12 protein-coding genes are annotated in these 12,710 nt (G+C 60.6%); 4 read left to right on the top strand and 8 right to left on the bottom strand.

The genetic code is table 11. The features are described from left to right. The first annotated feature begins 8 nt into the window (after nt 1–8). The gene (locus AB4N85_RS11200) at nt 9–809 is read left to right on the top strand and encodes a sulfite exporter TauE/SafE family protein (protein ID WP_150634990.1); all 801 of its coding nucleotides are present in this window, start codon (nt 9–11) and stop codon (nt 807–809) included. A gap of 85 nt (nt 810–894) precedes the next feature. On the opposite strand, the gene AB4N85_RS11195 is transcribed toward AB4N85_RS11200, so the two are convergent. From AB4N85_RS11195 to AB4N85_RS11170, 6 genes are all read right to left on the bottom strand, one after another. Continuing rightward, nucleotides 895–2,175: a TRAP transporter large permease gene (locus tag AB4N85_RS11195; protein ID WP_016775191.1), complete on the bottom strand. Its 1,281-nt coding sequence runs from the start codon at nt 2,173–2,175 to the stop codon at nt 895–897. Then, nucleotides 2,175–2,702, bottom strand: a complete 528-nt coding sequence (locus tag AB4N85_RS11190) for a TRAP transporter small permease (RefSeq protein ID WP_056789065.1) — start codon at nt 2,700–2,702, stop codon at nt 2,175–2,177. The genes AB4N85_RS11195 and AB4N85_RS11190 overlap by 1 nt, the downstream gene beginning before the upstream one ends. 75 nt (nt 2,703–2,777) lie before the next feature. After that, on the bottom strand, nt 2,778–3,752 hold the full coding sequence (locus AB4N85_RS11185) for a TRAP transporter substrate-binding protein (RefSeq protein WP_150634991.1): 975 nt from the start codon (nt 3,750–3,752) through the stop codon (nt 2,778–2,780). A 61-nt stretch (nt 3,753–3,813) separates the two neighbouring features. Further along, complete coding sequence (locus AB4N85_RS11180) at nt 3,814–4,707, bottom strand: SMP-30/gluconolactonase/LRE family protein (RefSeq protein ID WP_252867828.1); 894 nt, start codon at nt 4,705–4,707, stop codon at nt 3,814–3,816. A 43-nt stretch (nt 4,708–4,750) separates the two neighbouring features. Next, complete coding sequence (locus AB4N85_RS11175) at nt 4,751–5,575, bottom strand: NAD-dependent epimerase/dehydratase family protein (protein WP_252867827.1); 825 nt, start codon at nt 5,573–5,575, stop codon at nt 4,751–4,753. 272 nt (nt 5,576–5,847) lie between these two features. After that, entirely contained in the window at nt 5,848–7,143 is a 1,296-nt protein-coding gene (locus AB4N85_RS11170; RefSeq protein WP_130899229.1) for an OprD family porin, read from the bottom strand. A 309-nt stretch (nt 7,144–7,452) separates the two neighbouring features. Here AB4N85_RS11170 and AB4N85_RS11165 point away from each other — a divergent pair, with 309 nt between their 5' ends. Both AB4N85_RS11165 and AB4N85_RS11160 read left to right on the top strand, forming a co-directional pair. Continuing rightward, complete coding sequence (locus AB4N85_RS11165; RefSeq protein ID WP_056789076.1) at nt 7,453–9,108, top strand: MFS transporter; 1,656 nt, start codon at nt 7,453–7,455, stop codon at nt 9,106–9,108. Beyond that, nucleotides 9,105–10,247 carry an HlyD family secretion protein gene (locus tag AB4N85_RS11160; RefSeq protein ID WP_041480937.1) on the top strand — a complete coding sequence of 381 codons (1,143 nt, stop codon included), beginning with the start codon at nt 9,105–9,107 and terminating at the stop codon, nt 10,245–10,247. The genes AB4N85_RS11165 and AB4N85_RS11160 overlap by 4 nt, the downstream gene beginning before the upstream one ends. Before the next feature lie 126 nt (nt 10,248–10,373). On the opposite strand, the gene AB4N85_RS11155 is transcribed toward AB4N85_RS11160, so the two are convergent. After that, complete coding sequence (locus AB4N85_RS11155; protein WP_024013337.1) at nt 10,374–10,568, bottom strand: hypothetical protein; 195 nt, start codon at nt 10,566–10,568, stop codon at nt 10,374–10,376. 107 nt (nt 10,569–10,675) lie between these two features. Between AB4N85_RS11155 and thpR the strand changes: the two genes are divergently transcribed. Further along, nucleotides 10,676–11,215, top strand: coding sequence for an RNA 2',3'-cyclic phosphodiesterase (gene thpR / locus AB4N85_RS11150; RefSeq protein ID WP_252867826.1), 540 nt, complete (start codon nt 10,676–10,678; stop codon nt 11,213–11,215). A gap of 258 nt (nt 11,216–11,473) precedes the next feature. Here the strand turns inward: thpR and AB4N85_RS11145 are convergent, their stop codons facing one another. Further along, on the bottom strand, nt 11,474–12,571 hold the full coding sequence (locus AB4N85_RS11145; RefSeq protein WP_095182000.1) for a polyamine ABC transporter substrate-binding protein: 1,098 nt from the start codon (nt 12,569–12,571) through the stop codon (nt 11,474–11,476). Between the last annotated feature and the right edge of the window lie 139 nt (nt 12,572–12,710).

Below are 12,710 nucleotides of genomic sequence, written 5' to 3'. Positions count from 1 at the left end.
AAACTCCTATGTTGCTGGCAAGTCTGTTTGGCGTGGTGATGGGTTTGGTCCTCGGCCTGACCGGCGCGGGCGGCGGGATTCTCGCGGTGCCGGCGCTGGTGCTCGGGCTCGGCTGGACGATGACGCAAGCGGCGCCGGTGGCCTTGTTTGCGGTCGGCAGCGCGGCAGCGGTCGGGGCGATCGATGGTTTGCGCCATGGCCTGGTGCGTTACCGCGCGGCGCTGTTGATCGCCGCGTTGGGCGCAGTGTTTTCGCCGCTGGGGATCTACTTCGCGCATCAGTTGCCGGAAAAGATTCTGATGATTCTGTTCAGCCTACTGATGGTCCTGGTCGCCTGGCGAATGTTCAGAAAGGACCGTCAGCAAGCGGGGCCGAGCGATCACGGCCACGCCAGTTGGGGCCAGAAAAACTGCATGCTCAACGAGCAGACCGGGCGCTTCGACTGGACCGCCAAATGCACCGCCACTCTGGCTGCACTGGGCGCGATTACCGGCGTGGTTTCGGGTTTACTCGGCGTCGGCGGCGGCTTTCTGATCGTGCCGGCGTTCAAGCAACTGACCGATGTGCAGATGCGCGGCATCGTTGCGACGTCGTTGATGGTGATCAGTCTGATTTCCGCGATCGGGGTGATCGGCGCGTTTCATGCGGGTGTGCGCATTGACAGCCAGGGTGCGGCGTTCATTGTCGCCAGCATCGTTGGCATGATCGTCGGTCGCAGGCTGTGCGCGCAGGTGCCGGCGCGGGCGTTGCAGGTGGGGTTTGCCAGTGTCTGTCTGGTGGTGGCGGGGTACATGTTGGTGCGGGCGTGAAGATCAACAGATCGCAGCCTCGTTGCACTCGACAGCTCCTACAGGGGAATGCGATTCCTGCAGGAGCTGCGATCTTTTCAGCGGGTTACAACACCAGGTGCGGCAGCCACAGCGAAATCGCTGGAACGTAGGTCACCAGCAGCAGCACCAGGAACAGCACGCCATAGAACGGCAGCAGCGCTTTTACGGTGCTTTCGATACTGACCTTGCCCACCGCCGAGCCGACGAAGAGCACAGCGCCCACCGGCGGTGTTATCAATCCGATCCCCAGGTTGACCAGCATGATCATGCCGAACTGCACCGGATCGACACCGATGCCCATGATCACTGGCATCAGGATCGGCGTGAGGATCAGGATCAGCGGCGCCATGTCCATCACCGTGCCCAACAGCAGCAACATCACGTTGATGCACATCAGGATCACGTAGCGGTTGTCCGACAGGGTCAGGAACAGCGTGGTGATCTTCGCCGGGATCTGCATCAGGGTCATGATGTAGCCGAAGCTGGCGGCGAAACCGATCAGGATCATCACAATGGAGATGGTGCGCACCGTGCGGTGCATCAGCTTGGGCAGTTCGCTCCATTTGTAGTCGCGGTAGATGAACATGGTCACGAAGAATGACCACAGCACCGCGATGGCCGCCGATTCAGTGGCGGTGAAAATACCCGAGAGAATGCCGCCGAGGATGATCACCATCGCCATCATGCCCCACAGGGCTTCGCCGACGATCTTCAGCGCCTGGCGCATCGGAATCACTTCGCCCTTGGGGTAGTTGCGCTTTTTCGCGAAGATCAGGCACAGCACCATCAGGCAGGCGCTCATCAGCAGGCCCGGGACGATGCCGGCCATGAACAGCGAAGCGATCGACACCGTACCGCCAGCGGCCAGCGAGTAGAGCACCGAGTTATGGCTTGGCGGCGTCAGCAGGGCTTGCACCGAACCGCTGACGGTCACAGCGGTGGAGAAGTCGCGCGGATAACCCTTGCGTTCCATTTCCGGGATCAGCACCGAGCCTACCGACGCGGTGTCGGCCACCGAAGAACCGGAGATCGCGCCGAAGAACGTCGAGGCAACGATGTTGACCAGCGACAGGCCACCGCGGACGAATCCCACCAGTACCCCGGCACACGCCACCAACCGCCGTGACATGCCGCCCTCGGCCATGATCGCACCGGCGAGGACGAAGAACGGAATGGCCAGCAGCGAGAATTTGTTCACCCCCGAGGCGACCTGGATCATCACCGCCTGGAACGGGATGTCGATCCACCATGCGCCGATCAGCGCAGCGGCGCCCAACGCGTAGGCGACCGGCATGCCGATCAGGATCAATACGATAAAACTGCCCAGCAGAATCAGAGCGTCCATTAAGCGGCACCTTCACTTTCTTCAACCAGGTCGAACTGCACGACCCGCCGTTTGCTCTGGTCACCGAGCAAGAGTTTTTCCAGAACAAAAATCAGCGTCAGCAGGCCGCCCACGGGGATCGGCAAATACGTTACGCCAACGCGCAGATCGGGCAGGGCGGCCATGAACTGGTTCCAGGTGGAGATGCACAGCTTGGTGCCCCAGATGGTCATGAAGATGCAGATTGCCGCCATCAGCAGTTGCGAAAAAATCGCTGCTGCGGATTTCAGCTGCGGTGGCATGCGGTCGGTGAGCATGGCCACGGCCATGTGCGCACCGGCGCGGTAACTGGCGGCGGCGCCGATGAAGGTGAACACCATCATCAGCAGGATCGCCGTCGGCTCTGGCCAGCTCGAACCGGTGCCGAGCACGTAGCGGGCGAAGACGCCCCAGGGAATCATCAGGGAAATCGCCAGGACGGAAAGGCCGGCGACCCAGATGCACGTCATGTAGATCTTGTCGTTGATACGCAGCAGCAGATTCTTCATCGGGTTCCACCGTAACCGGGCGCGCCTGAACCGCTGGCGCGCCGGGCCTTTTTCATGAGTACGGAGCGGGAGGTGTTACTGAACGGCTTCGATCTTTTTGATCAGATCTGCGTACTTCGCACCGTACTTTTCACGTACCGGAGCGGTGGCGTCGTAGAAGGGTTTCTTGTCAACGGTGATGAACTCGACGCCGGCTGCCTTGAGTTTTTCTTCACTGGCGGCGGACTTCTTGTCCCACAACACGCGTTCTTCAGCCTGGGCAGCTTTGGCCGCCGTTTTCACCATCTTCTGTTGATCCGGAGTGAGTCTTTCCCAGGTGATTTTCGACATCACGATCGGCTCTGGCAGGATCAGGTGACCGGTCAGGCTGTAGAACTTGGCGTTCTGGAAGTGGTTGTGTTCGAGCAGGGTCGGCGGGTTGTTTTCCGCGCCGTCGATCACGCCGGTTTGCAGGGCGCTGAAGATTTCGCCGGTGTCCATGGCGATGCCGTTACCGCCCATGGCGTTCATCATGTCGATGAACATCGGGTTGCCTTGTACGCGGATTTTCATGCCCTTGAGGTCTTCGAGCTTGCGCACCGGTTTCTTGGTGTAGATGTTGCGCGTGCCGCCGTCCATCCACGCCAGGGCCACCAATTTGAATTCGGAGTTGGTGATCTTGTCGAGAATCTCATCGCCCACCGGGCCATCGATGACGTTACGCATGTGTTGCTGGTCGCGGAAAATGAACGGCATGTTGAACACGTTCACATCCGGCACCACGGGGCCGACGATACCCAGGCTGACCCGGGACATCTGTATCGCGCCGACTTGCATCTGCTCGATGACTTCCTTCTCGGAACCGAGCACTCCGCCCGGGAAGTACTGGAAGGTCAGCTCGCCGTTGGTTTCCTTTTCAAGCGTTTTGCCCATGCTCTTTTCGGCCACCACAGTTGGGTAACCGTCTGGATGAATATCAGCGAATTTGAGTTTCATATCTGCCTGAGCGCCACCAGCAAAGGTGAACATCAGCGGGAGTGCAGCGGCGAGCAAGGTGCGTTTGAAGTTCATGGGGGGTGAGTCTCCAGTCTTGTTATTTTTGTGTTCAAGGCGCAGCGGTGCAGCAGAGGGTTTAAAGCAAATCGTTGAATTGCGGTTCGGCGAGGCCCTTGACGCCTGGCTTCAGGGCGAACACGCCGCCGGCCAGGGATTGCGGGTCGTGGTCATCGCCGGGGCGAATCGAGGCGACAAACAAGGTGTCCAGGTTGCTGCCGCCGAAGGCACACATGGTCGGTTTCTTCACCGGTACTTCCAGTGAAAAATCCAGACGACCGTCCGGGGCGAAGCGGTGAATCAGGCCGGCGTCGTTGGCGCAGATCCAGTAGCAGCCTTCGGCATCCACGGCAGCGCCATCGGGGCGGCCGGGGAAGTGATTCATGTCGACGAAGATTCGGCGATTCGATGGCGTGCCGGTCTCGGTGTCGTAATCGAAGGCCCAGATCAGTTGCACATCGGGGTGCGAATCCGACAGGTACATGGTCTTGCCGTCAGGGCTGAAAGCGAGGCCGTTGGGTACGATGAAGCCATCCAGTTGCGCTTCGATCACGCCCGTCTGCCCGGCGCTGTAGCGATAGAGCCGGCCTTCAGGCGCGTTCAGGCCCATGTTCAGCACCATGCTGCCCGCCCAGAAACGCCCTTGACGATCACAGCGACCGTCGTTGAGGCGCATGTCCGCGCGGCTGTGCCCGACGGTGGCGAGCAATTCGCTGTCGAGGCTGCCGTCGCTGTGCGGGTGCAGGCGATAGAAACCGCTTTCCATGCCGGCGACCCAGCCGCCACTGCGGTGGCGGCTGATGCAGGCGAGCATTTGCGGGGCTTTCCACGAGGCGACGTGCCCGGTGTCAGCACTCCAGCGTTGCAGCCCGCCGTTGGGAATATCGACCCAGTACAGGGCGTTTTCCTGCGGCACCCAGACCGGGCTTTCACCGACCGCGTTGCGGGCGTCGACGATCAATTCGGCTTGCATACTCATTCCCATGGTTTTTATTGGAGGGGATCAAGTCGAACGGTCAGTCGCCGAACGGGCCTGCTGCGACGAAGGCGCCGCCCTGATAGATCCGCGCCGGATCATCGTCGGCTGGCATCGGTTGCGCTTCGACCTTGTCGCGGAACACTTCCGAGGTGTCCTTGGCTTCGAAACCGAGGTGGCTGGCGTAGCGGTTGTCCCACCAGACGTCTTTGTTGGCGGACATGCCGTAGACCACGGTGTGGCCGACATTTGGGGTGTACAGCGAGCGTTCGAGCAGTTGCGTGAGATCGTCGAAGCTCAGCCAGGTGTGCATCATCCGGCGGTTCTGCGGTTCGGGGAACGAGGAGCCGATGCGGATGCTGACGGTTTCGATACCGTAGCGATCGAAGTAGAAACTGGCCATGTCTTCGCCGTAGGACTTGGACAAGCCGTAGTAACCGTCGGGGCGGCGTGGAGATATGGCGTCGAGTTTCTCGTCCTGTTTGTAGAAACCGATGACGTGGTTGGAGCTGGCGAAGATCACCCGCTTCACACCGTGCTTGCGTGCCGCTTCGTAAATGTGGAAAACGCCACAGATGTTGGCGCCGAGGATTTCTTCGAACGGGCGCTCGACCGAGACGCCGCCGAAATGCAGGATCGCATCGACCCCTTCGACCAGTTGATGCACGGCTTGCTTGTCGGCGAGGTCGCAGAGCACGACTTCTTCGTGGTCATCGACGGCCGGGGCGAGTGCTGCAATGTCGGACAGGCGCAGCACCTTGGCGTAAGGGCGCAGGCGTTCGCGCAGGACTTTGCCCAGGCCTCCGGCGGCACCGGTCAGCAGCAGGCGGTTGAAAGGAGCGCGGGGGGTAGAGGTAGACGTCATGGCAATCCCTGAACACATTGTTATTAGGTTTGTTGTAGGTTGTCGTATGACTGCGCTGAAGTATCGGTAGGGTTTCGGGATCTTGTCAACGCGACTTTTGGTGTAGATGACGGAAGGGGCGATTCATTTTCTCAACACCCTATACCCGACTTGCAATGCAATCCCCTTGTGGGAGCGAGCCTGCTCGCGAAGGCGTTGTGCCAGTCAGAACAAGTCGACTGGTCCGGCGTTTTCGCGAGCACGCTCGCTCCCACAGGGCAAACCGCCAACCCTTACAACAACGAAATCGGATAGCTGATAAAAATCCGGTTCTCGTCAAATTCGTTGGTGCTGAAGTCCCGGCGAATGGTCGCGTTGCGCCATTTCACGTTGAGGTTCTTCAGCGGGCCGCTCTGCACGGTGTAGGCCAGTTCCGATTCGCGGCCCCATTCCTTGCCGTCGTTGGTGGTGGCGGTGTGTACGTTATCGCCGCTGATATAGCGGTTCATCAGGGTCAGGCCAGGCACGCCCAGCGCAACGAAGTTGTAGTCGTGACGCACCTGCCAGGAGCGCTCTTTGGCGTTGTCATAACTGGCGTTGTAACTGTCGTTGGCCAGGGTGCCGCCGCTGGTGCCGTTGACGCGCATCCAGGCATCGTCGCCGGTGAGTTTCTGCAGGCCGACGTAGAAGGTGTTGCCACCATATTTCGCCGAGAGCAGGGCGAACGCGGTCTTGTTGTCGAGGTCGCCGGCCTGAGCGCTGCCGTCTTCCTTGCCGGTGAAGAAACCGAGGTTGGCGCCCAGCGTCCAGTCGCCCATCGGCTGGCTGTGGCTGAGGTTGAAATACTGCTGCTGATAGATGTCGGTGAGCTCGGCGTACCACACGCCGACCATGGTGCGTTTTTCGTTGAAGGTGTATTCGCCGCCGCCGAAGTTGAAGCGATCGGAGGTGAATGCACCGCGGCCGTTCATCGACATGTCTTCCATGCTCGCGTCGTTGCGCGGGCTGTTGCCACGGAACTGGCCGCCGTACACGGTCAGGCCGTTGATTTCAGTGGACGTGATTTGGCCACCGCGAAAGGTCTGCGGCAGGGAGCGGCCGTCGTCGGAGCGCAGGATCGGCAGCACCGGCATCCATTCACCGACTTTCAATTCGGTCTTCGAGACTTTGGCTTTCAGCGCCACGCCGAGGCGACCGAAATTGTCGGCCGGGCGACCGTCATCATGAATCGGCAACAGTTGCGTGCCGCCAGTGCCTTTGCCGCCATCGAGCTTTTGCGAGTACAGCCCGAGCACATCGAGGCCGAAGCCGACGGTGCCTTGGGTGAAGCCGGATTTGGCGTCGAGAATGAAGCTCTGTGTCCACTCTTCAGCCTTGCCCTGCGGATAGGCCGGGTTGACGAAGTTGCGGTTGAAGTAGGCGTTGCGCAGGTTCAGCGTGGCTTTGCTGTCGTCGAGAAAGCCTTCGGCATCAGCGCTCATCGGCAAGGCCAGAGCGAGGCTGCTGCAACCGATCAGGCTCAGGGTCGAACGCGGTTTGAAATGGGCAAAACGTGAAGGGCGGACGGAATTGCGGGCGAGTGGGCTCACTGTGACGCTCCCTGAATCGTTTGTTGTTTTTATTATTTGTCATACGTCGTCGTACAACATCGATGCGGATATTTCCCAGATTTTCAGGGATTGTCAACTGGAAGTTATACGATGACCTCCCGTGCGACGCCGAACCCATGTGGGAGCGAGCCTGCTCGCGAATGCGGACTTTCAATCAATGAAGTTGTCGACTGACACAGCGCTTTCGCGAGCAGGCTCGCTCCCACAGGGTTCCTTGGTGTCTGTCGAGTCGTGTGTTGCCCGTGAAATTGCGGCAAACTTCCCTCACCCCCAGCACCAGGCCGCTCCATGGATAAATACGCCCCGCGCAACTGGCAACCCCACGAAAAGCCCAGCCTGCCCGGTTCTCCGTCGACACCGCTGCACTCCACGCCCAAGCGCCTGGCGTACGCGGCGGTTGGCGTGCTGGTGGCGGTGACCGGTGGATTAGGCAACTCGCTGGTGGTTGCCAACCTGCCTTACCTGCAAGGCTCGCTCGGCGCGACCACGGCGGAAATGGCCTGGTTGCCGGCGGCGTATGTGATGACCAACGTGTCGATGAACCTGCTGCTGGTGAAGTTTCGCCAGCAATTCGGCTTGCGCGCGTTCACCGAAGTGTTTCTGGTGCTGTATGCGCTGGTGACCTTCGGCCATTTGTTCGTCAACGATCTCAACTCGGCAGTGGCGGTGCGGGCTGCCCACGGCATGGTCGGTGCGGCGCTGAGCTCGCTGGGTCTGTATTACATGGTGCAGGCGTTCCCGGCGAAGTGGCGGCTCAAAGCGTTGGTACTCGGCCTCGGCACGTCGCAACTGGCGTTACCGCTGGCGCGGCTGTTTTCCGAAGACCTGTTGCAGATCGCCGAATGGCGCGGTCTGTACCTGTTCGAATTGGGCATGGCCCTGCTGTCACTCGGCTGTGTGTTGCTGCTGAAGCTGCCGCCCGGTGACCGCTTCAAGACCTTCGAAAAACTCGACTTCCTGACCTTCGCCATTCTCGCCACCGGTGTGGCGTTGTTGTGCGCGGTGCTGTCGCTGGGGCGCATCGACTGGTGGCTGGAGGCGGACTGGATCGGCGTGGCGCTGGCCTGTTCGATCGCGCTGATCATTATGGGCCTGGCCATTGAGCACAATCGCAGCAACCCGATGTTGATGACCCGCTGGCTGGGCAGCGGAACGATGATTCGCCTGGCGCTGGCGGTGACCCTGATTCGCATGGTCACCTCGGAGCAATCCACCGGCGCGGTCGGTTTCATGCAGAACCTCAACATGGGCTATGAGCAGTTGCACAGTCTGTACGTGGTGATGCTGATCGGCAGTATCGCCGGGCTTGCCACCAGCGCGTTGACCATCGACCCCAAACACTTGCTGATGCCGTTGATCATCTCGCTGGCGCTGATGGCCACCGGTTCGGTGATGGACAGTTTTTCCAACAACCTGACCCGCCCGCAAAATCTCTACTTCAGCCAGTTCCTGCTGGCATTCGGCAGTACGTTTTTTCTCGGCCCGACCATGGTCTTCGGCACGCGCAACGTGCTGACCAATCCGCGCAACCTGGTGAGTTTTTCCGTGCTGTTCGGGATCTGCAACAACCTCGGCGGGCTGCTCGGCGCGGCGTTGCTTGGCACCTTTCAGATCGTGCGGGAGAAGTACCACTCCAGCCACATCGTCGATCATCTGGTGATGTCCGATCCGTTGGTGGCGGCGCGCGTGCAGAGCGGCGGTTCGGCCTACGGCGGTTTGCTCGCCGACCCGAGCCTGCGCAATCTGGCCGGCATGCGCAGTCTCGCCAATGCGGCGACACGCGAAGCGAACGTGCTGGCCTATAACGATGTCTTCATGCTGATCGCGGTCATTGCCGTCCTGACCATGATCTGGCTTTCGATTCGCGCGTTGTGGCTGATGAGCACCACCAAAGCCATTGAGCCGACACCTTCCGTACCACCCAGCGGTGCCACTTCTTCATGACCGAACCGACCACCACAACCACCAATGCCATTGCCGCCACGCCTGAAGGTGAGGCGCCGCCATCGTCACCCAATACCGCGCCGCGTTCGCTGCGGGTGCGGATCATTTCTTCGCTGGGCTTTGCCGCAATCGCCATCGTCGGTGTCCTGATCGTGCTGTATGCGTGGCAACTGCCGCCGTTCAGCAGTGCGGTCGAAACCACCGAAAACGCCTTGGTGCGCGGGCAGGTGACGATCATCGGCCCGCAGCTCAGCGGCTATGTGTTCGAGGTGCCGGTGCAGGACTTCCAGTACGTCAAGGCCGGGGACCTGCTGGTGCGTCTGGACGACCGCATTTATCAGCAACGCCTCGACCAGTCCCTGGCACAACTGGCGGTGCAGAAGGCCGGGCTGGCCAACGTCGTGCAGCAACGCAACAGCGCTGAAGCGACGATCAAATTGCGCCAGGCAGTGTTGGCCGACAGCCAGGCGCAGTTGCGCAAGAGCGAGGCCGATCTGCGGCGTAATCAGGAACTGGTGCGCGACGGCTCGGTGTCCAAACGCGAGTTCGACGTGACCCTTGCTGCCAACGCGCAGAGCACGGCTTCTGTGGCGCAGGCCAAGGCCAATCTGGAAATCGCCCGGCAGGATCTGCAAACGGTGATCGTCAATCGCGGCTCGCTGGAAGCCGCCGTGGCCAGTGCCGAAGCAGCGGTGCAACTGGCGCGCATCGATCTGTCGAACACGCGAATTGTCGCCCCGCGCGACGGCCAGCTCGGGCAGATCGGCGTGCGCTTGGGGGCCTACGTCAACTCCGGCGCGCAGCTGATGGCGTTGGTCCCGGACCAGAAGTGGGTGATCGCCAACATGAAGGAAACCCAGATGGCCAACGTACGTGTCGGGCAACCGGTGCGCTTCACCGTCGACGCCTTGAACCACCGCAGATTCACCGGCCATGTGCAGCATATTTCGCCGGGCACCGGCTCGGAATTTGCCTTGCTGCAGGCCGACAACGCCACCGGCAACTTCGTCAAGATCGCCCAGCGGGTGCCGGTGCGCATCACTATCGATCCCGATCAGCAGGAAGCAGAACGCTTGCGGCCGGGGATGTCAGTTGTTGTCAGCATCGACACCGCCGCCGGCGACACCCAACCCCACTGATCAATGCATAACCCTGTGGGAGCGAGCCTGCTCGCGAAAGCGTCGTATCAGTAACATTTCTTTATCTGACACACCGCTTTCGCGAGCAGGCTCGCTCCCACAGGATTAGTGCTCACGGGGCTCTATTCATTCGGGCGAGGGGGTGACCCGGCAACTTTTGCGGTTGCGAATCTGCTCGTCGCTGGGCCGTTCGCGGACGAATTCGAAGCGCGGTTCGCCTTCGCTGTAATGCACCAGCCAGCCCCATTCCAGTTCACTTTCGTCCTGTCCGGGATGTGGTGGCCGGGCCCACCAGGGTTCTTTGCTGAGGATCTCGCGCATGGCAGCCTCCGGTTGATGGCAATCCCTGAACTATAGCTTCCTGTCGCGAGTCGTCAGCACAGGCTGTGTAGAATCGGCGTGATCATGACGAACAAGGGGGCAGGGCAATGATTGATGGGGTGCGCAAGGATGAACCTGCAAAGCGGCTGTTCTTCGCCCTGGATTGCCCGCCGGCGCAGCGCAAGGCAATCGCCCAGTGGCGCGCGGAGCTGGGCCTGCGCAGCGGCAAACCGGTGCCGGCGGATAACTTTCATCTGACTCTGCTGTTTCTTGGAGCGGTGCCGCTGGCGCAGATTCATGGCGTCTGTGAAGCAGCGGGCAGTGTGCGTATTCCCGGCGAAACGTTGCGTATTGCGCTGGATCGCTTGCAGGTCTGGCATCGCCCCGGTGTGCTATCGCTGGCACCGGAACAGGCGCCGCCCGCGTTGTTGCGCCTGGTCTACGCGCTGGAGCAGGCGATGCTGCCGTTCGGTTTTGACGAGCCCACCCACGAGTTCCGCCCGCACCTGACACTGGCGCGGGAGTACCGCGCGCCGGAGCCGGAATCGCGCACGCCGCCGGAGTTCTTTCTGCGTGCTGAACGCTTCGCTCTGTTCGAATCGCACAAGGGTCGCTATCGGGTTTTGCAGGACTGGCCGCTGATCTGAACGGACAAAAAAAGGCGCCCGAAGGCGCCTGCAAATTCACCCGAGCCGAGGGAGCCGGGTGAGGCCGTTCAGAGCAGGGTGCAGCGGTGGTAAGGCGCTGCGTGAACGGAAATCTGGCAATGTCCGAATTCGATCGAAAACCTGTGGGAGCTGGCTTGCCAGCGATGGGGCCAGCGCGTCTAGCGTCATCGTTGTCTGACCCACCGCCATCGCTGGCAAGCCAGCTCCCACAGGGTTTATCAGTGTTGACTGGTGTTTTTATTTACCGAGCTTCACCCGCGTCCAGCCGCGCGTCATGATCCGCTGCGTGGCAATTGGCTGATCCGGCACTGCATACAATGTCGCCATCACCGCTTGCGACGGATACGAGCCCGGTTCGTTGCGGATCGCTTCGTCCACCAATGGCGTGGCCGCTGCGTTGGCGTTGCTGTAGCCGATGCTGTTGGTGACTTCGGCGATGATGTCCGGGCGCATCAGGAAGTCCATGAACAGGTAGGCATTGTCGACGTTCGCCGCATCACGGGGGATGGCGACCATGTCGTAGAAGCTGCCGGCGCCTTCCTTGGGAATGCTGTAGTCGATCACCACGTTGTTGCCCGATTCCACCGCGCGGGCCTTGGCCTGCAGGACGTCGCCGGAGTAACCGACCGCCACGCAGATGTTGCCGTTAGCCAGATCGGAGATGTACTTCGAGGAATGGAAGTACGCCACGTAAGGGCGGATTTTCATGAACAGCGCTTCGGCTTCGGCGATGTGCGCCTTGTCCTTGTCGTTCACCGGATAGCCCAGGTAGTGCAGGGCGGCCGGGAGCATTTCGGTTGGCGAATCGAGGAAACTGATGCCACAGGCTTTGAGTTTTTCCGCGTTCTCCGGTTTGAACAGCAAGTCCCAGGAGTTGGTCGGGGCGTTGGCGCCGAGCACTTCCTTGACCTTCGCCGGGTTGAAACCGATGCCGATCGAGCCCCACATGTACGGAAAGGCATGGGCATTGTCCGGATCACTGGCGGCGGCGTTTTTCAGCAGCACCGGGTTGAGATTCTTCCAGTTCGGCAGCTTCGATTTGTCCAGCGGCTGGTAGACGCCGGCTTTGATCTGCTTGGCCAGAAAACTGTTCGACGGCACGACGATGTCATAGCCGGATTTGCCCGCGAGCAGGCGCGCTTCCAGAGTTTCGTTGCTGTCGAAGACGTCGTAGGTCACGCGAATGCCGGTCTCGTCTTCGAACTTTTTCACGGTGTCCGGCGCGATGTAATCGGACCAGTTGTAAACACGCAGCACCTTGTCGTTGGCCTGGGCGCCCATGACCATTGCGCCCATTAAGGACAGTGTCAGCAGAGTCCTGCCAAACATTTTCATCGGTACAACTCCCTTCTTCTTATTCAAAAACACAAAAGCTCGGTGCACTTGAACCTTGTGGCGAGGGGATTTATCCCCGCTCGGCTGCGTAGCAGTCGCAAAACCTGAATACGGAGTCTTCAGGTAGAACTGCAGGGGC

It is taken from the genome of Pseudomonas sp. H1_G08 (assembly GCF_054681355.1).
Note: the sequence above shows the minus strand (reverse complement) of the source record. Positions and strands in the feature narration are given on the sequence as shown.

What these genes read in the sequence shown, in the direction of transcription:
- AB4N85_RS11200 (WP_150634990.1), top strand. Translation starts at nt 9, where the DNA reads ATGTTGCTGGCAAGTCTGTTTGGCGTGGTGATGGGTTTGGTCCTCGGC.
- AB4N85_RS11195 (WP_016775191.1), bottom strand. Translation starts at nt 2,175, where the DNA reads ATGGACGCTCTGATTCTGCTGGGCAGTTTTATCGTATTGATCCTGATC.
- AB4N85_RS11190 (WP_056789065.1), bottom strand. Translation starts at nt 2,702, where the DNA reads ATGAAGAATCTGCTGCTGCGTATCAACGACAAGATCTACATGACGTGC.
- AB4N85_RS11185 (WP_150634991.1), bottom strand. Translation starts at nt 3,752, where the DNA reads ATGAACTTCAAACGCACCTTGCTCGCCGCTGCACTCCCGCTGATGTTC.
- AB4N85_RS11180 (WP_252867828.1), bottom strand. Translation starts at nt 4,707, where the DNA reads ATGCAAGCCGAATTGATCGTCGACGCCCGCAACGCGGTCGGTGAAAGC.
- AB4N85_RS11175 (WP_252867827.1), bottom strand. Translation starts at nt 5,575, where the DNA reads ATGACGTCTACCTCTACCCCCCGCGCTCCTTTCAACCGCCTGCTGCTG.
- AB4N85_RS11165 (WP_056789076.1), top strand. Translation starts at nt 7,453, where the DNA reads ATGGATAAATACGCCCCGCGCAACTGGCAACCCCACGAAAAGCCCAGC.
- AB4N85_RS11160 (WP_041480937.1), top strand. Translation starts at nt 9,105, where the DNA reads ATGACCGAACCGACCACCACAACCACCAATGCCATTGCCGCCACGCCT.
- AB4N85_RS11155 (WP_024013337.1), bottom strand. Translation starts at nt 10,568, where the DNA reads ATGCGCGAGATCCTCAGCAAAGAACCCTGGTGGGCCCGGCCACCACAT.
- thpR (WP_252867826.1), top strand. Translation starts at nt 10,676, where the DNA reads ATGATTGATGGGGTGCGCAAGGATGAACCTGCAAAGCGGCTGTTCTTC.
- AB4N85_RS11145 (WP_095182000.1), bottom strand. Translation starts at nt 12,571, where the DNA reads ATGAAAATGTTTGGCAGGACTCTGCTGACACTGTCCTTAATGGGCGCA.